Origin of the sequence: Streptomyces fulvoviolaceus, from assembly GCF_000718165.1 — a bacterium.
Taxonomy (GTDB): Bacteria; Actinomycetota; Actinomycetes; order Streptomycetales; family Streptomycetaceae; genus Streptomyces; species Streptomyces fulvoviolaceus.
In genome coordinates this window covers 12,601-28,963 of the sequence record NZ_JOEY01000052.1, presented here as the reverse complement: position 1 = coordinate 28,963, position 16,363 = coordinate 12,601, and the positions used below count along the sequence as shown (strand labels likewise).

17 protein-coding genes and 3 pseudogenes are annotated in these 16,363 nt (G+C 70.2%); 16 read left to right on the top strand and 4 right to left on the bottom strand.

Annotated elements, in window-relative coordinates; translation table 11 throughout:
• The first annotated feature begins 22 nt into the window (after positions 1-22).
• The 12 genes from IG08_RS0142230 to IG08_RS0142175 all read left to right on the top strand — a co-directional run bounded on the left by IG08_RS0142230 (position 23) and on the right by IG08_RS0142175 (position 10,365).
• Positions 23-1,234 carry an acyl-CoA dehydrogenase family protein gene (locus tag IG08_RS0142230; RefSeq protein WP_030616153.1) on the top strand — a complete coding sequence of 404 codons (1,212 nt, stop codon included), beginning with the start codon at positions 23-25 and terminating at the stop codon, positions 1,232-1,234.
• The gene (locus IG08_RS0142225; RefSeq protein WP_030616151.1) at positions 1,231-2,202 is read left to right on the top strand and encodes a phosphotransferase family protein; all 972 of its coding nucleotides are present in this window, start codon (positions 1,231-1,233) and stop codon (positions 2,200-2,202) included. Before IG08_RS0142230 ends, IG08_RS0142225 begins: the two co-directional genes overlap by 4 nt.
• A 12-nt stretch (positions 2,203-2,214) precedes the next feature.
• Positions 2,215-3,429: an acyl-CoA dehydrogenase family protein gene (locus IG08_RS0142220; protein ID WP_030616150.1), complete on the top strand. Its 1,215-nt coding sequence runs from the start codon at positions 2,215-2,217 to the stop codon at positions 3,427-3,429.
• On the top strand, positions 3,426-4,202 hold the full coding sequence (locus IG08_RS0142215) for an SDR family oxidoreductase (RefSeq protein WP_030616149.1): 777 nt from the start codon (positions 3,426-3,428) through the stop codon (positions 4,200-4,202). Before IG08_RS0142220 ends, IG08_RS0142215 begins: the two co-directional genes overlap by 4 nt.
• Positions 4,199-4,969, top strand: coding sequence for an SDR family NAD(P)-dependent oxidoreductase (locus IG08_RS0142210; protein ID WP_030616148.1), 771 nt, complete (start codon positions 4,199-4,201; stop codon positions 4,967-4,969). The genes IG08_RS0142215 and IG08_RS0142210 overlap by 4 nt, the downstream gene beginning before the upstream one ends.
• Complete coding sequence (locus IG08_RS0142205) at positions 4,966-5,754, top strand: enoyl-CoA hydratase-related protein (protein WP_043456538.1); 789 nt, start codon at positions 4,966-4,968, stop codon at positions 5,752-5,754. Before IG08_RS0142210 ends, IG08_RS0142205 begins: the two co-directional genes overlap by 4 nt.
• Positions 5,755-5,871: 117 nt before the next feature.
• Positions 5,872-6,498, top strand: a complete 627-nt coding sequence (locus IG08_RS0142200) for a TetR/AcrR family transcriptional regulator (RefSeq protein ID WP_030616145.1) — start codon at positions 5,872-5,874, stop codon at positions 6,496-6,498.
• Positions 6,499-6,641: 143 nt separating this feature from the next.
• Positions 6,642-6,992 carry a nuclear transport factor 2-like protein gene (locus IG08_RS0142195; RefSeq protein WP_030616144.1) on the top strand — a complete coding sequence of 117 codons (351 nt, stop codon included), beginning with the start codon at positions 6,642-6,644 and terminating at the stop codon, positions 6,990-6,992.
• Positions 6,989-7,372, top strand: coding sequence for a nuclear transport factor 2 family protein (locus IG08_RS0142190; RefSeq protein ID WP_030616142.1), 384 nt, complete (start codon positions 6,989-6,991; stop codon positions 7,370-7,372). Before IG08_RS0142195 ends, IG08_RS0142190 begins: the two co-directional genes overlap by 4 nt.
• Before the next feature lie 19 nt (positions 7,373-7,391).
• Positions 7,392-7,712 carry an EthD family reductase gene (locus tag IG08_RS0142185; protein WP_030616139.1) on the top strand — a complete coding sequence of 107 codons (321 nt, stop codon included), beginning with the start codon at positions 7,392-7,394 and terminating at the stop codon, positions 7,710-7,712.
• A 59-nt stretch (positions 7,713-7,771) separates the two neighbouring features.
• Positions 7,772-9,313: a class I adenylate-forming enzyme family protein gene (locus IG08_RS0142180; RefSeq protein WP_030616136.1), complete on the top strand. Its 1,542-nt coding sequence runs from the start codon at positions 7,772-7,774 to the stop codon at positions 9,311-9,313.
• The gene (locus IG08_RS0142175) at positions 9,310-10,365 is read left to right on the top strand and encodes an MBL fold metallo-hydrolase (RefSeq protein WP_030616133.1); all 1,056 of its coding nucleotides are present in this window, start codon (positions 9,310-9,312) and stop codon (positions 10,363-10,365) included. The genes IG08_RS0142180 and IG08_RS0142175 overlap by 4 nt, the downstream gene beginning before the upstream one ends.
• Before the next feature lie 8 nt (positions 10,366-10,373).
• Here IG08_RS0142175 and IG08_RS60345 read toward each other — a convergent pair whose 3' ends face one another.
• From IG08_RS60345 to IG08_RS0142160, 3 genes are all read right to left on the bottom strand, one after another.
• Positions 10,374-10,571, bottom strand: coding sequence for a hypothetical protein (locus tag IG08_RS60345; RefSeq protein WP_158812332.1), 198 nt, complete (start codon positions 10,569-10,571; stop codon positions 10,374-10,376).
• 259 nt (positions 10,572-10,830) lie between these two features.
• On the bottom strand, positions 10,831-11,580 hold the full coding sequence (locus IG08_RS0142165) for an SDR family NAD(P)-dependent oxidoreductase (RefSeq protein WP_030616132.1): 750 nt from the start codon (positions 11,578-11,580) through the stop codon (positions 10,831-10,833).
• A 17-nt stretch (positions 11,581-11,597) separates the two neighbouring features.
• A complete protein-coding gene (locus tag IG08_RS0142160; RefSeq protein ID WP_030616129.1) occupies positions 11,598-12,401 on the bottom strand; it encodes an SDR family NAD(P)-dependent oxidoreductase in 804 nt (267 codons plus the stop codon).
• 526 nt (positions 12,402-12,927) lie between these two features.
• Between IG08_RS0142160 and IG08_RS0142155 the strand changes: the two are divergent.
• Together IG08_RS0142155 and IG08_RS54935 are read left to right on the top strand one after the other, a co-directional pair.
• A pseudogene (locus IG08_RS0142155) lies at positions 12,928-13,122 on the top strand (ABC transporter substrate-binding protein); the annotation flags it as partial.
• A pseudogene (locus tag IG08_RS54935) lies at positions 13,109-13,974 on the top strand (ABC transporter ATP-binding protein). The pseudogenes IG08_RS0142155 and IG08_RS54935, both read left to right, overlap by 14 nt.
• A 168-nt stretch (positions 13,975-14,142) precedes the next feature.
• On the opposite strand, the gene IG08_RS0142145 reads toward IG08_RS54935, so the two are convergent.
• Entirely contained in the window at positions 14,143-15,054 is a 912-nt protein-coding gene (locus IG08_RS0142145) for an aminoglycoside phosphotransferase family protein (RefSeq protein WP_030616120.1), read from the bottom strand.
• Positions 15,055-15,115: 61 nt separating this feature from the next.
• Here IG08_RS0142145 and IG08_RS63180 point away from each other — a divergent pair.
• Together IG08_RS63180 and IG08_RS0142135 are read left to right on the top strand one after the other, a co-directional pair.
• Positions 15,116-15,465, top strand: a pseudogene (locus IG08_RS63180) (site-specific integrase); the annotation flags it as partial.
• Positions 15,466-15,690: 225 nt separating this feature from the next.
• On the top strand, positions 15,691-16,119 hold the full coding sequence (locus tag IG08_RS0142135) for a VOC family protein (RefSeq protein WP_030616117.1): 429 nt from the start codon (positions 15,691-15,693) through the stop codon (positions 16,117-16,119).
• Positions 16,120-16,363 lie beyond the last annotated feature (244 nt).

Genomic DNA, 16,363 nt, shown 5'->3' with positions numbered 1-16,363 from the left:
GAGAAGGGAGGGGCGGAGCACCATGAGCGGCATTCCCGAGCCCGCGGAGTTCCGGGCCCAGGTCCGTGCCTGGCTGACCGGCGTGGCGAAAGAGCGCACCGCACGCCAGGAATGGGGCCGCGGCGACGACTCGGTGGCCGTCTTCGAGAACTGGACCGAGGCCGAGGAACGTGCACACACCGACCGGATACGGGACTGGGAACGCACCCGATACGACCACGGCTGGGGTGCGCTCGGCTGGCCGCCGGAGTACGGGGGCCGCGAACTGCCCTCGTACTACGAGCAGTTGTACCGTGCCGAAGAGGACGCCTTCGACGTGCCGCGGCGCACCGAGGTCTTCCCGGTCACCCAGCAGCTCGTCGCTCCCGCCATCCGCATCTGGGGCACGGAGGAGCAGAAGCGGCGCTGGCTGAGCCCCATGCTCCGCACCGACGAACTCGCCTGCCAGCTGTTCTCCGAGACCGAGGCGGGCTCCGACCTCGCCGCCGTCCGCACCCGGGCCGTGCGGGAGGGCGACGGCTGGATCCTGCGCGGTCACAAGGTCTGGACGTCCGGCGCCCGGATCGCCACCTGGGGCGTCGCCGTCTGCCGTACCGACTCCGATGTGCCCAGGCACGCGGGCATCACGGTCTTCCTGGTCCGCATGGACGCGCCGGGCGTGACCGTACGGCCGATCCGGCAGATGACCGGCGGTTCCAGCTTCAACGAGGTCTACCTGGACGACGTCCTCGTGCCCGACACCGACCGCCTCGGTCCCGTCGGCGAGGGCTGGCGCGTGACCCTGACCGTGCTCGCCGCCGAACGCCTCGACTCCGGCGGCCTCGGCCTGGACAACGCCGACCGCGCCCTCGACCTCGCCCGGCACCTGCCCCGCCCGCTCACCGGCGGGGAACGACAGCAGGCCGCCGACCTGTTCGTGCGCGCCCTCGTCCAGCGGCTCATCGGGCTACGCGTGACATCAGCCCTGGCGGCCGGCCGCGAACCGGGCGCCGAGGCCTCGGTCGGCAAACTCCACGCCACGGCGACCATGCGCGCCACGACCGACCTGGTCCAGCAACTCCTCGGGCCGCGCCTGGCCGCCGACACGGGGGAGTGGGGCACGTTCGCCTGGACCGAGCACCTGCTCGGCGCTCCCGGCTACCGCATCGCCGGAGGCAGCGACGAGATCCAGCGCAACATCCTGGCCGAGCGCGTGCTGCGGATGCCCAAGGAACCGAAGGGGGCGGAGAGGTGACCACGACGACTGAGGTGACGGCACTCGGGCGACGGGTCCGCGAGCAGCTCGCCGAACGACACCCGGGCGAGCCCCTCGGCGACCTGCGCACCCTGCCCGGCGGCCACTCGGGCCTCACCTACTCCATCGCGGCGGGACGGACCTCGTACGTCGTGAAGGCGGTGCCACCCGGGCAGCGGCCCGTCGGTCGCAACGACGTCCTGCGCCAGGCCCGGGTCCTGCGCGCGCTCGCCGGATCACCGGTGCCCGTACCGGACGTCGTCGCCGTCGACGAAGCTGAACCGGCGTGGTTCGCCATGGAGTTCGTGGACGGCGAGGCGATCGAACCGGTCCTCGACGAGCATCGACTGGACCCGAGACTGTGCCGGACACGGATGCTGGCTCTGGCCGGCGTGCTGCGAGATCTCCACGGGGCGACGGGGACGGAGACCTCCGACCCCCTCGGCCCGGCAGGTGAGTTGGACCGGTGGAGCCGCACCATGCGAGCGGTGCCGGTGGAACTCCGCCCCGGGGCCGAGGACGTGTTGAGCACCCTGGCCTCACACATCCCCGACAGCATTCCCCCCACCCTCACCCACGGCGACTTCCGTCTCGCCAACGTCCTGTGCCAGGGCGAACGGCCGGCCGCCGTCGTCGACTGGGAGATATGGGGGTACGGCGATCCGCGCATCGACCTCGCTTGGTACCTGCTCTTCGCCGACCACCGCAACTTCCCCCGGCTCGGCAACGCCGTGCCCGGACTGCCCAGCGAGGAGGAGCTGCTCACCGCCTACTTCGACGGGCGGCCCGAACCCCCCTCTCTCGACTGGTTCCGAGCCCTGGCCCGCACCAAGATGGCCGCGATCATGGGCCACAACCTGCGCCGACACCGCGAGGGCAAGCATCACGACCCCGACCAGGAGCGGCTGCCCCCGACCATCGCGGCGATGATCCGCACGGCCGGCGACATCCTCGCCCGACGGCCCTGAAGGAGTTCCACCATGGATTTCGGACTCTCCCCGAGGGCCGACGAACTCCGTTCGCGCATGGCCGCGTTCATGGAGGAGTACGTCCTGCCCGCCGAGCCCGTCCACGACCGCCAGCTCGCCGAGGCGGACAACCCCCACGAACTGCCGCCGATCCTGCGCGAATTGAAGGAGAAGGCCCGCGCCGAGGGCCTGTGGAACCTCTTCCTCGCACACGGCGACTGGGGCGCCGGCCTCACCAACCTCGAGTACGCACCACTCGCCGAACTCGCCGGACGCTCCATCTTCGGCCCCGAGGTGTTCAACTGCTCGGCCCCCGACACCGGCAACATGGAACTGCTCGCCCTCTTCGGCACCCCCGAGCAGCAGGACCGCTGGCTGCGGCCGCTGCTCGCCGCCGAGATCCGGTCCTGCTTCGCCATGACCGAGCCCGAGGTGGCCAGCTCCGACGCGCGCAACATCCGTACCCGGATCACGCGTGACGGCGGTGAGTACGTCGTCAACGGCCACAAGTGGTACACATCCGGGATCCTCGATCCGGACTGCCGACTGATCATCCTGATGGGCGTCACCGACCCCGACGCGCCCGGCTACCGGCAACAGAGCATGCTGCTCATCCCCCGCGACACACCCGGCATCACCATCCTCCGCGACCTGCCGATGTTCGGCTACACCGACCGCTGCGGCCACGGCGACGTGCTCTTCGAGGACGTGCGCGTGCCGGTGTCCGCGCTGCTCGGCGGCGAGGGGGAGGGGTTCGCCCTGGCCCAGGGACGCCTGGGACCCGGGCGTATGCACTACGCCATGCGCGCGGTCGGATTCGCCGAGCGGGCACTGGAGTTGATGTGCCGTCGGGCCCTGACGCGTACCGCCTTCGGAGGCGCGCTCGCCGAACAGGGCGTCGTCCGCGAATGGATCGCCCGCAGCCGCATCGAGATCGAGCAACTACGGCTGCTCGTCCTCAAGTCGGCCTGGCTGATGGACACCTCGGGCAACGCGGCCGCCCGTACCGAAGTCGCCGCGATCAAGGTGGCCGCGCTGGAGGTGGCCCACCGGGTGGTCGACCGGGCGGTGCAGGCGCACGGGGCGGCCGGCGTCAGCGACGACACCGTACTGGCGCGGCTGTACGCGATCACCCGGGCGCTGCGGATCGCCGACGGGCCGGACGAGGTGCATCTGCGGACGGTCGCGCGGCGTGAACTGGCCAAGTACCCGGAGGTGTCGGCGTGAACGGACAGGTGCTGGACGGGCGGGTGGCCGTGATCACCGGCGGTTCACGGGGCATCGGCCTCGGGATAGCCAAGGCGTACCGGGAGGCGGGCGCGCATGTGGTGATCGCGGCCCGCAAGCCGGACGGACTGGCCGCCGCGCGCGAGGAGTTGCTGGGAGTCAAGGGCGACGGCGAGGTGCACGAGGTGGTCGCGCACGCGGGCCGGCCGGAGGACGCCGAGCGGTGTGCCGAGGAGACCGTGGCGCGGTTCGGGCGGCTCGACATTCTGGTCAACAACGCGGCCACCAACCCCTACATGGGCCCGCTCCTCGACCTCGACCCGCCGCGCGCGGAGAAGACCGTACAGGTCAACCAGTACGGCATGGTCACCTGGACACGGTACGCGTGGCGGGCGTGGATGCGGGAGCACGGGGGAGCCGTCGTCAACATCGCCTCCGTCGGCGGGCTGGTCGTCGATCCGCAGATCGGCTGGTACAACGCCACCAAGGCGGCCATGCTCCACATGACCCGGCAACTCGCCTACGAACTCGGGCCGAGCGCCAGGGTGAACGCGATCGCGCCCGGCCTGATCAAGACCGAGCTGGCCCGGGCGGTGTGGGAGCCGAGGGAGCCGATCCTGACCGCGAAGCTGCCACTGCGCAGGCTGGGCACGGTGGCGGACGTGGCGCACGCGGCGGTGTTCCTCGCGTCCGAGGCATCCTCGTGGATGACGGGCCAGACGCTGGTCCTGGACGGCGGGGCCACCGTGCTTCCGATCGGGGTGGAAGGGTGACCGCCGCGGTCGCGGACCTGTTCTCGCTGCAGGGTCGGACGGCTGTGGTCACGGGCGCCTCGTCGGGGCTCGGGGCCCGGTTCGCCACCGTACTCGCCGCGGCCGGGGCCACCGTGTACGCGGCGGCGCGGAGACCGGACCGGCTGAAGGAGCTGGCCGACGGCGCCCCGCGCATCCACCCGGTCGTCTGCGATGTCTCGCTGGAGGCGGACCGGGAACGGCTGGCCGAGACCGTTCTGGAGAACGGCGGACGCTTCGACGTTCTGGTCAACAACGCGGGAGCGCCCGGAGCGGTACGAGCGCAGGACGAGAGCTGCGGCGACTTCGCGGACGTACTGGCCGTGAACCTGGTGGCGCCGTTCCATCTGGCCCGGCTGCTGGCCGAGACGCCGGCCGATCACGACCGTACGAGATCGGTCGTGAACGTGTCGTCCGTCCTCGGGCTCGTGTCCGGAGCCCCGCTCGGGGGTGCGGCCTACGCCGCCTCCAAGGCCGGGCTCGTCGGGCTGACGCGAGAGCTGGCCGGGCAGTGGGGGAGGAGCGGGGTACGCGTCAATGCCCTCGCCCCGGGGTGGTTCCGCTCCGAGATGACCGACAGGCTGTTCGCCGACGAACGCTCCCGGCGCTGGGTGGAGCGCGGAACGATGCTCGGGCGGGGCGGCCAACAGGGCGAGCTCGACGGGGCGTTGCTCTACCTGGCCTCGGACGCGTCCTCGTACTGCACCGGCCAGGTGCTCACCGTGGACGGCGGGTGGACGGCGCGATGAGGGTCACGACCGAGGTCGACGGCGACGGGGCGGCCCACGTCGAGATGTGCCGCGGTTCGGGCAACGCGATCGACCTCGCGATGGCCAGGGGGTTGCTGGACGCGGCGCGGGAGTGCGAGGCGGCCCGGGTGCGAGCCGTGCTGCTCACCGGACGGGGGCGCTCCTTCTGTGTGGGAGGCGACCTGAACGAGTTCGGAGCGATGTCCGGCGAGGAGCTGGCCGGGCATCTCACCGACGTGACCGACGCGCTGCACAGGGCGCTGAGGATCTTCGCCGGCCTCGACGCGCCGCTGGTGGCGGCCGTGCAAGGGGCCGCGGCGGGGGCCGGACTCGGGCTCGCCATGGCCGCCGACCTCGGCTTCGCCGCAGCGGACGCCGGCTTCAGGGCGGCGTACACCGGGATCGGCTACTCGCCGGACGCGGGAGTGAGCTGGCTGCTGCCCCGGCTGGCCGGACCCAAGCGGGCGATGGACCTGCTGCTCACCAACCGCCGGATCTCCGCCGTCGAAGCGCTGGAGATGGGGCTGGTGAGCAGGGTTGCCGAGCCGGAGCGGCTCCAGGAGGAGGCCGCAGACACCGCGCGGGCACTGGCGCGCGGGGCCACCGGGGCGTACGGCGTGACGCGACGCCTGGTCGCCGGGGCGCTGTCGACCGGGCTGCACGAACACCTCGACGCGGAGGCCCGCCTCCTGGCTGCGGCCGCCGTCTCCGCGGAGGGGCGGGAGGGCGTGGCCGCGTTCCTCGCCAAGCGGCGACCCGACTTCGCGCAGGCGGTGGCACCGTGAACAGCGGGGTCGCCCCGGGGTGTGCGGTCCCCTCGATTCGAAGCCAACCTGAACTTGGGTCTACTCTCGGACGACCGGGCGGTGATCGTATCCGGTCGCGGAGAAGAGGGAGGGACGATGGCAAGGGTGCGGATCGTGGATCCGGAAGAGGGGCCCAGGTCGAAGCGGGCGGCCATCCTCGTGGCCGCCGTGGAGCGGTTCGGGGAGGACGGCTACGAGAGCACCAAGTGGTCCGAGGTCGCCGACCGGGTCGGCATCGGGCAGACCGCTCTCTACCACTACTTCGAGTCGAAGGCCCACTGCCTGCTCACCATCATGCGTCTGGAGCTCCAGCGCTCCCACGACATGTTCGTCGAGGCCACGGCGGACCAGTCGGATCCGGTGGAGGAACTGCGCGCGGCGGTCCGCTCCGCCTTCGCGGTCAGCGAGCAGGAGATCCGCCAGATGCGCATTCTGCAGGCCAACATGTCCCTGCTCGCCAACCCCCGTAAGTCCAAGCGCGAGGAGACCGAGCGCGTCGCCGCACGCCAGCTGGTGCAGATGGTCGAGCGGGACTGGACGAGTCTGCTGATGCGCGGCATGGCGAAGGGCGCCTTCCCGGTCCGCGACGCACACACCCTCGGCCTGGCCGTTCTCGGCATGATCGTCAGCGTCTGGCGCTGGTACCGCCCGACCGGAGCGATCCCGCTTTCGGAGATCAGCGAGATGATCGAGGAATGCGTGGTGCGCATGGTCGCCGAATAGCCTCCGGCCCGCCCCCTTGTCGGGGGTGGGGCGGCCGTCTTACAGTCAAACTGAATTGAACTCAGGTTGTCTCAAGGGTTCGGGCCGCGCGGTGGCGCGGTACACGGCGCCGAGTTCATGGTGCGGAAGGAGAGCGATCAGCAATGGTGCTTCGCGAATACATGGCCCGCATGGACGGTCAGGACCCGGAGAAGGTCCTGGATCTGGTGGAGCCCGGTTTCCGTTTCCTCATCGCGCTGCCCAGCGGCCGGCACAGCGGCGAGTCGCGCGAGGACTTCGCCGCGTACATAGCAGGACGGCAGGCGGTGGACCGCACACACGAGATCAAGCGGTACGCGGTCGACGGTGATGTCGAGACGGCGTACGGCTTCGTGGTCGAGAAGGGGGTGACCATGGGAGCATTCCTCTCCGCTCTACGGGTCTCGCCCGGCGGGCTGATGGACCGTTACCAGTCCTTCTTCACCACCGACTTCGACCTGGTGGACCGGCCGTGACCGCGCCGACCTCGTCCTCCACCGCTCCGTTCCTCACCCGGTGGTTCGCGATCCTCGACAGCGGCGACGCCGACCGGATCCTCGACCTGATGAGTGATGACTTCGAGTTCTCCATCCTGTTCTCCTCCGGTGGTGACGGCGCGACCGACTTCCACGGCGGCCGGGCCGAGATGGAGGGCTATCTCGCCCAGCGCGAGGTGGGGATCCGCACACACCACCTGCTCACGGCGAGCACCGTCGGCCAGGACGAACTGTTCCTCGGCGAGGTACGCCGTTCCGGCGAACCGGAGGCGACGTTCGTGGCCGGCGCCCGACTCGACGACACCGGCCGGGTGCGACGGCTGCTCATCGGACGTTCACCCGCGGTGCTGTTCACCTGAGAAGCCCGAGGAGGGTGCGATGTACAACCTGGTCCTGCTGGCCGCCCGCCCGCCCGAGTGGACGCACGAGCGGTTCATCGCCTGGTGGCGCGGCGAACACGCCGAACTCACCCGCACCCTGCCCGGACTGAGGTCCTGGCGGCACACCGACATCGACGCGGCCCTCGAACCGCGCTCCGAAGGCTGGGACGGCGTCTCCGTCCTGGGCTTCGACACCGCCGAGGACCTGCGCAAGGCACTGGCCAGCCCCGAGTGGGCGGCCGCGGTCGCGCAGGTGGGCGACATGCGGGGCCGGCGCATCGCCGTCATGGGCGGCGAAATGGAGATGTACGCGGGCTGATCACGCCCGTCGGAGACAGGCACCACCACCTTTCGCGCGAAGAGGCGAGGAAGAAGCGGATGCGACAGACAGTGCGGGAGTTCCAGGAACGCGCCGAGAAGGCCGACTTCACAGCCGTCGTCGACGACTTCGGCCGGCACACTGCACGCGAGCTGCTGGAGCGGGCGGCCGAACTGGCCGACGCCATGACTCCGGACGGCACGCCCGGCGGGACCGTCCTGCTGCAGGCCGACAACTGCTGGCGCACCGTCGCCGCGACCCTCGCCGTGGGGATGACCGGCGGTGTCCTGGCGCTGGTCAACCGGCACACCACCCAGGCCGAGTTCTCCGCAGCCCTGGAGGACATCCGCCCCGACGTGGTGATCGCCGAACCGTCCGCGTTCGAGGAGTGGCAGGCACGCCGGAGCGCGCCGGACGCAGCACGGACGGCCGAGGCCCTCGACGGCTGGACGGTCCTCGCCGGCCACGGCCCGCGCGATGCCTCCCGCTGGTCCGGAGGCTCGCTCATCGGCCTCACCTCCGGCTCCACCGGCCGGCCCAAGGGGGTCGTCCAGTCCGAGAGCGCGCTGCGCTACGCGTGTACCTGCACCGCCGACATCAACGGCCTGCGCGAGGGCGACGCGGTGGCCGCCATCGTGCCCCTCTCCTCGACCGCCGCGTACTGCTTCGGCGTCTGCATGGCGCTGATGCTCGGCGGACCCCTCGTCCTGAGCGGCCGATGGGACCGCGAGGAGGCCCTCTCCCGGATGGCCGCGAACGACGTCCGGTGGACCATGTGCGTGCCGACCATGGCACTCCAGATGGGCTCGGCGGCAGCCGGATCACGCGCCCTCGCAGGAGTCCGCGCCCTCACCGTCGGCGGCGGCCCCATGGACCGCGGCGCCCTCGCCCGCGCCGAACGCTCTCTCGGCACGCGGATCCTGCGGGTCTTCGGCATGTCGGAATGCCTCGGGCACACCTCGCCGCGCCCCGACGACCCCGAGGAGATCCGCCTGGACCGGGACGGACGCCCGTTCCCCGGCACCGAACTGCGCGCCCTCGCCCCCGACGGCACCGTCCTGGGCCCCGGCCGGACGGGCCGGGCCCAGGTCCGCGGCCCCTCCCTCTTCCAGGGCTACGCCCGCGACGGCAAGGTCGAGCCGCCCGCCCTCACCCCGGACGGCTTCTTCCCCACCGGGGACCTGCTGATGACCGGCGACGACGGGACGGTCACCATCATGGGCCGGGAGAAGGACGTCATCATCCGCGGCGGCCGCAACCTCGACATCACCGAGATCGAACGCGCCGTCGCCGCCCACCCGGGCATCGCCCGGGCCTGCGTGGTCCCCGTACCGGACCCACTGCTCGGCGAACGGGCGGCCGTGCTCGTGGTCGCCGAGGACGGCCTTGACGGCATCGGCCTCGAGGAGATCACCGAACACCTCGACCGCACCGGTCTCTCCAAGGCCAAGTGGCCCGAATTCGCCTTCATCGTCGACGAGTTGCCCCAGACGACAGTCGGCAAGCTCGACCGCTCCGGGGCCCTTCGGCTCGCACACGAACTGCACGCCCGGCTCTCCGCGGAGCCGGCCCGGCAACCGCACCGGCAAGGAGATGCATGACCACCCCCACGACCCGCACCCCCCGATTCGACCGCGGCCGCTGGGCTGACGCAGGCGCCGAGACCGTACGACCCGGTGTCCACCGCATCCCACTCCCGCTGCCGGACGACGGACTACGGGCAGTCAACGTCTACGCGTTGGAAGGCCTGGCGGAGGGGCTGGTCCTGATCGACGGAGGGTGGTCGATCCCCGAGTCGCGCAAGGTGCTGGAGGACGCGCTGGGCACTCTCGGCCATGACCTCGGCGAGATCAGCCACATCCTGGTCACCCACATCCACCGTGACCACTACACCCAGGCCGTGGAGCTGCGCCGGCTGCTCGGCTCGCGGGTCTACCTCGGGTCGGGCGAGCGGCCCGGCCTGGAGCTGCTCGGATCGCTGAGCACGACTCAGCCGGCCGGTTCCCTTCAGACGCTGCGCAGGGCCGGAGCGCATGAACTCGCCGAGCGGGTGGCCGCGATGGACCACGGGGACTTCGACCCGAGCGTGTGGGAGGCGCCCGACCACTGGCTGGGGGCGGAGGAACTCCGGTTCGGAGAGGCGCAGTTGAAGGTGATCCCGACTCCGGGCCACACCCGGGGTCATGTCGTCTACCTCGACCAGGCGCGCGGGCTGCTGTTCTCCGGGGATCACGTCCTGCCGCACATCACCCCGTCCATCGGCTTCGAACTCGGTGCGACCGCGCTGCCGTTGGGGGACTATCTCGACTCACTGCGGCTGATGACGACGCTCGCGGACGCCCGACTGCTGCCCGCGCACGGTCCGGTCGGCGACAGCGTGCACGTCCGGGTCGGTGAACTGCTGGCCCACCACGACGACCGGCTCGCCCAGACGCTCGCGGTCCTCGGTGACCGCACGCTCAACGCCCACGCCGTGGCGGGGGAGTTGGGGTGGACCCGGCGCAAGGTGCCCTTCGCCGACCTGAACGCCTTCAACCAGATGCTCGCCGTCAACGAGACCGCGGCTCACCTGGACGTGCTGGTGGCCCGCGGTCAGCTCCGGTGCACGCGGACGGACGACGGCGTCGACCAGTACACCGCCGTCACCTCTTAGCTTGTTCTTCAACTACTGTCGGCAGCTGTTTCGACCAGCTTCACGAGGGGCGCCAGGATCTGTGGCAGGTCGTTCTCGGAGTTGAGCACCGCATGGTCCTGCCAGGTGCGCTCGGTTCCGGAGTCGATGAAGAGCAGCGAAGTGGCACCCGATTCCCAGAGGAACACCGTCCCCGTGCGCTCGTCTGATTCCAGTGTGAGACTCACTGCCGTGGCCTTCGGCCGCCCTCGGGACGGGGTCCCTGGGACGGGTCGCTTCACCGTAGAGCTGATCCCACGAGAGCGAAGCTCGTGTTCATGTGCGGCATGCCAGTCCTTGAGCCACTGAGAGATCTCTGACATCGCGCCCCCATGTGGGCCTCGAACGGCCGTCGAACATGATCGTAAGCCCGACAATCACCGGCAGGTGAGCGACCCAGTTCGAGACGCCATTCGAGGCCGGAAGAAAAAGAACAAGCTGAGGGCCTCAGCGCGCCGTCCAGCCTCCGTCGACGTACAGCTCCGAGCCGGTCATGAAGCTCGCGTCGTCGGAGGCGAGGAACGCCACGGTCGCCGCGACCTCCTCGGGCGTGCCGAGGCGCCCGAGCGGAGTGCCCTCGATCATCGCGGTCAACCGGGGCGTGTCGCGCCACAGTTCGCGGGAGCGGGGCGTCTCGATGAAGCCGGGGTGCAGGGAGTTGACGCGGACGCCGCGCCTGGCCCAGTGCAGCGCGGCGTTCTTCGTCATGAGGCGTACGGCGCCCTTGGCCGCGTGATACGAGAACTGGGCGCCGAAGCCGCCGACCGTACCGAAGATCGACGCCACGTTGACGACCGAGCCGCCGCCGGAGCGCTCGATCGCCGCACCGCCGTACTTCATGCCGAGCCAGACACCGGTCTGGGTGACCGCGACGACCTGGTCCCAGCTCTCCATCGTCTCCGTCTCGACGGTGCCCATCGCGGCGATGCCGGCATTGTTCACCAGCACGGCCAGAGAACCCAGTTGACCGGTCACACGATCGACGACCGCCTGCCAGGCCGACTCGTCGGTGACGTCCAGAGCCAGCCCCAGGGCTCCGCCTCCGAGGTCATCGGCGAGCTTCTCGCAGCGCTCCGCATCGACATCGGTCACCACGACTGCGGCGCCCTCGGCCGCGAGCCGCCGCACGACCGCGTCACCGATGCCTCCGGTGGCGCCGGTCACCAGTGCCACCTTGCCGCCCAGCCTCGCCTCCATCACGTCCACCCGCCCCCTCAGCCCTTGACTCCGCGCCAGGCCAGCGCGCCGCCGTCGATCACATACGCGGAACCCGTGATGAACGCCGCGCTGTCCGAAGCAAGGAAGCAGGCGAGCTGCGCCACCTCCTCGGGCCGGCCCAGCCGCTCCACCAACTGCGGGGCGACCAGCTCCCGTTCCATCGCCTCGCGATCCTTCGCCGCGGCGAAGAAGTCCTGCGCCAGCGGTGTGTCGATGACGCCGGGACAGAAGCAGTTGCAGCGCACCGGGGCGAGATCGACGGCCGTGACCTTGGTCAGATGGATGACACCGGCCTTGGTGACGCCGTAGGCGGGGGAGTTGGGAAAGCCGACGAGACCGGAGACGGAAGCGGTGTTGACGATCGCCGGGTTGCGCGGGGAGCGACGCAGGAACGGTGCCGCGAACTTGGTCGTCAGCCAGACGGCCTTGAGATTGACCTCGTAGACGGCGTCCCAGACCTCCTCGGCGAGCGAGTCGACGCCGTGGTCCTGGTCCGTCGTGAACGCGGTCTCGATCACCCCGGCGTTGTTGACCAGCACATCCAGCCCATCGAAGCGTTCGGCCGTCCGCGTCACCATGGTCTCGATGTCGTCGCGGACGCGCAGATCGCACACGATCGCCTCGGCCTTCGCGCCCGCGGCACGCGCCAGATCGGCCGTCTCGGCCACGGTGGCGCTGTTCCGGTCGGCGACGGCCACCGCCGACGCACCCTGACGGGCCATCTCCACGGCGATCGCCCGACCGATGCCTTGGCCTGCCCCGGTGATGAGTGCGGTCTTGCCCTCGAGGGAACCCGTCATCCCGTCCACTCCCGTCCACGTCAGCCAAAATGAACCCACTTCAGTTTGGGTTCGAGTCTAGATTCCTGTCGTGTGAGGGACAAGGTTCACGGCACTGCTTCGGCTGCTGCGGCGGCCGGCTTGACCTTGACGTGTGCGTCAACTCCTAACGTCGGTGGGTGCCGCACAGGGTGTGCGGCCCTCAAGTGACCGGTCAGGAGCCCGTAGATGTCCGCACCGACCATGCCCGCCACTCATCGCGAGGTCCGCCTCGCCGCCCGTCCCGAAGGCGCCCTCAGCCCCGACCGCGCTGCACCGTGGCAGAGGTCCCCGTCTCCGTCCCCGCGCCGGGACTCGGGCAGGCGCTGGTGCGCAATCGGATGATGGGCGTCGCCGCCTCACTGCGCACCCTGATGAGGGGAGACGCCGGGATGCCGATGCCGTCGTTCGAGGTGGGCAGGCCGCTGTCGGCTCCGGCCCTCGGCGAGGTGGTGACGGCTCCCGACGGCGGGGAGCTGCGCCCTGCTGGCCTGGTGTCGCACTGGTCGGGGTGTTCCTCACCCTGGAAGAGGTCGCCTCCGCCGACTGGCTGGGTACCGACGGCAGCCCGGGCAAGCTCCTGACCTACGTCACCGACACCGCCGGATTCCTGGCCGACCAGAAGCAGATCGACGCCGCACCGGCCGCGGACACCATCCGCAAGGCCTTCTATCTCAAGGGGCTGCCCGATGTCCTCAAGTGAGACCACCACGGCCCCCGAGAACACGGACGACACCCCGCGCGCCGGGTCCGTCCGGCTCGACCACGTCACCCACCAGTACGGCCGGGGCGGCGAGACCGTCACCGCCGTGGGACCCGTCGATCTGACCGTGCCCGCCGGTGAGTTCCTCGTCCTGGTGGGTGCCTCCGGCTGCGGCAAGAGCACGCTGCTGCGGTTGATCGCCGGATTCGAGGAGCCCACCCACGGCTCGGTGCGCATCTCCGGCACCGCACCGCGGCCCGGCGAGGCGGCCGGTGTGGTCTTCCAGACGCCGCGCCTGTTCCCGTGGCGGACGGTGCGGGGCAACATCGACCTGGCGCTGCGGTACGCGGGCATCGACCGCGCCCAATGGCCCGAGCGCCGTGCGGAGTTGCTGGGCTCGAGGGCACGGAGAAGCGGCGCATCTGGGAGATCTCCGGCGGCCAGCAGCAGCGCGTCGCCATCGCCCGGGCCCTGGCCGCCGAGAACCCCCTGTTCCTCCTCGATGAACCGTTCGCGGCCCTGGACGCGCTGACCCGCGAACGGCTCCAGGAGGACGTCCGACGGGTGACCGCGCAGACCGGGCGGACCACCGTGTTCGTGACGCACTCGGCGGACGAGGCGGTGTTCCTCGGCACCCGCATCGTCGTCCTGACCAAGGGCCCCGGGACCGTGGCCCTGGACCTGCCGATCAACCTGCCACGCGGCGACATCGACGCCGAAGAACTGCGCGAGTCCCGTGAGTTCAACGAGCTGCGCGTGCGGGTCGCCCACGCCGTGAAGACCGCCGCCGGATCAGCGCCAACGGTCCGTACACCAAGGCCGCAGCCCTCGAAGGGGACTTCCCCATCGTGATGGCAATCATTCCCTTGTTTGGGCTGTAGACCTCTCGTGTCCCTCACTGATATCCGCTAGCTCGTTGTCACGTTGTATGGACCCCGGTGTCCTGGCTCAGACACCAGTCGCACTCCTTGAAATGGCCGCCTCGCTCCGAGATGGGAACGGGGCCTGTGCGGGAGAAGGTCAGCCCAAACTGGATGTCAGAACACGATCGAGCGCCGCCCGGCCTGCGGGTCCCCATGCCGGCTTGCCGCCAGGAAGGCCCCGCTCCCCGTTCTGACCCATAAGGATAAGAAAAAGGCTTTTCATAGCAGCCAGCCCTCGGGCGCGCCGGATCGTCGCCTCGTCCGCATGCGCGTAGATGTCGAAGAACCGTGAGCCCGCGCCCGCGGGAAGCAGCACCCACGCGGCCGCGAGGTCCCACGCCGGATCGCCGGCGAACATGGCATCGAAATCAATCACGCCCGAGAGCGTTCCGTCCGAGACGACGACATTGGCGGGATGGAGGTCACCGTGCAGCCATACCGGCGGGCCCTCCCACTCGGGGGCCGCAACAGCATCGTCCCAGACGTCCCAGATGGCCCGGACGTCGGCGGCAAAGCCGCCGGGGGCAATGGCTTGCAAGAACTTCTCGAAGCCGTCCGTGCACTTCTTGGGGTGAGCGCCGCGGTCCGAACTGGCCGGCGCCTCGGCGGGCGCCTCCACATGGAGCGCCCTGAGGAAACCCGCCAGAGCGTCGGCCGCGTGGTCGCCGCGACTGATCGAGGTGTAGTCCAGTGGCTCGCCGCGAACCCACGTCATAACGCTCCAGGGCCTCGGAAAGCGCGCGGACGGTTCACCGATCCGCACAGGAGTCGGAACCGGGAGCGGAAGACGCGGGGCCAGGACAGGCAGCCACCGGCACTCCTTGCGCAGGAGATCCGGGGCACCTTCCGTGCGCGGCATGCGCACGGCCAACTCATCCCCAAGGCGCCACATCTGGTTGCCCCAGCCGCCCGCTACTTCGCGGATGGGCAGCCCTGCAAGGTCCGGATGCTGGTCCTTGAGAAGACCGTGTACCAGCTCTGCGGTGATCTCGATCTCGGAGTCGGTCATGCGAAGCCACAATATGTGAGACACCGGAGCGGACGTCCGCTCTCCGGATGGCTCGGTTCCGCAGGGTCGTACTCGCGGCCCGGCGTTCGTCACCCACCGCAAGCCAGGTCCCGGCAAGGTCGTCGGCCCGCGCGACATCTGCCCGGACACCGGGCTCGCCCGACTCTCCTACGGGCAGGCCCGGATGCTTCTGGACGAGCACATGTCCCTGGGCGGCGAGCCGGGCACGGGCTGGGATCTGCGTGAGTGGCGGCGCTCCGGCCTGACCCACCTCGGCGAGCAAGGGGCGAGCCTGCTCATGCTGACGGCGAAGTCCCGGCACAGGAAGGCCGAGAACGTACGGAAGTACTTCGGCGATGGCGTCGGGCGAGGGGCACCAGCCTGCTCGCGCCTGGCGACCGCCGACGCTGAGCACGGGCGGGTTGTCTCCCGTCGTTGTACGGGGGCGTGGCTACAACTCACCTGCGCGCATGCGGCGTTCCCGTAGTCCGCCAGGACCTCCTCCAGCGGGGACACCGGCAGGATCGTCATCCCACGACTCAAGGTCCCACGCATCGCCAAGAGTTGGCCGCATGTGCCACAGGCTGGCCAGGGGCGGGCCAGTGGAGGCGGCGACGAGCCTTCTACGATGGGCCGATGGCATCGATCAAGCAGTTCCAGGTCACCTTCGACTGCGCGGAACCTGAGCGCCTCGCCCGTTTCTGGTGCGAGGTGCTGGGGTACGTCGTGCCGCCGCCACCGGAGGGGTTTGCCACGTGGGACGATTTCAAGCGCTCGCTGCCACCTGAGCAGCAGGACGCATGGTTTGCCTGCAGTGATCCCTCAGGAGTGGGCCCGCGTCTGTACTTCCAGCGCGTCCCCGAGGGGAAGGCCGCCAAGAACCGGCTGCATCTTGACGTGCGGGTCGGCACCGGACTCGTGGGTGAAGAGCGCCTCGCCGCACTTGAGGCCGAGTGCGCACGACTGGTCCCGCTCGGCGCGGTACACGTGCGAACGCTGTATGACGGCAATGATTCGTGCATCCCGATGCAGGACATCGAGGGCAACGAGTTCTGTCTCGACTGAGTGGCCGCGAACACGACACCTTCGCGAATCGACCGGTGCAGTGCGCCATCACGAGGGTCGCCGTACCGCGGCGGTGGCATTTTGAGCCCGGGCGGCCCTGCCGCCTGATTGAGACGTTGCCATCTTGAAAGCGCTGGTCAGTGGAGCTGGTGTGAGCCGGGGGTGGGGTGGGTGCTCGTGCTGGTTGTCCGACTGATCGTGCTGGGGTGATCGTCTGCCTCGTCGAGTCAGCGCCTCGTCTCCG

Bases quoted from the DNA above. Each gene is read 5' to 3' on its own strand.
- IG08_RS0142230 (WP_030616153.1), top strand. From the start codon at position 23: ATGAGCGGCATTCCCGAGCCCGCGGAGTTCCGGGCCCAGGTCCGTGCC.
- IG08_RS0142220 (WP_030616150.1), top strand. From the start codon at position 2,215: ATGGATTTCGGACTCTCCCCGAGGGCCGACGAACTCCGTTCGCGCATG.
- IG08_RS0142205 (WP_043456538.1), top strand. From the start codon at position 4,966: ATGAGGGTCACGACCGAGGTCGACGGCGACGGGGCGGCCCACGTCGAG.
- IG08_RS0142200 (WP_030616145.1), top strand. From the start codon at position 5,872: ATGGCAAGGGTGCGGATCGTGGATCCGGAAGAGGGGCCCAGGTCGAAG.
- IG08_RS0142195 (WP_030616144.1), top strand. From the start codon at position 6,642: ATGGTGCTTCGCGAATACATGGCCCGCATGGACGGTCAGGACCCGGAG.
- IG08_RS0142185 (WP_030616139.1), top strand. From the start codon at position 7,392: ATGTACAACCTGGTCCTGCTGGCCGCCCGCCCGCCCGAGTGGACGCAC.
- IG08_RS0142180 (WP_030616136.1), top strand. From the start codon at position 7,772: ATGCGACAGACAGTGCGGGAGTTCCAGGAACGCGCCGAGAAGGCCGAC.
- IG08_RS0142175 (WP_030616133.1), top strand. From the start codon at position 9,310: ATGACCACCCCCACGACCCGCACCCCCCGATTCGACCGCGGCCGCTGG.
- IG08_RS0142165 (WP_030616132.1), bottom strand. From the start codon at position 11,580: ATGGAGGCGAGGCTGGGCGGCAAGGTGGCACTGGTGACCGGCGCCACC.
- IG08_RS0142160 (WP_030616129.1), bottom strand. From the start codon at position 12,401: ATGACGGGTTCCCTCGAGGGCAAGACCGCACTCATCACCGGGGCAGGC.
- IG08_RS0142145 (WP_030616120.1), bottom strand. From the start codon at position 15,054: ATGACCGACTCCGAGATCGAGATCACCGCAGAGCTGGTACACGGTCTT.
- IG08_RS0142135 (WP_030616117.1), top strand. From the start codon at position 15,691: ATGGCATCGATCAAGCAGTTCCAGGTCACCTTCGACTGCGCGGAACCT.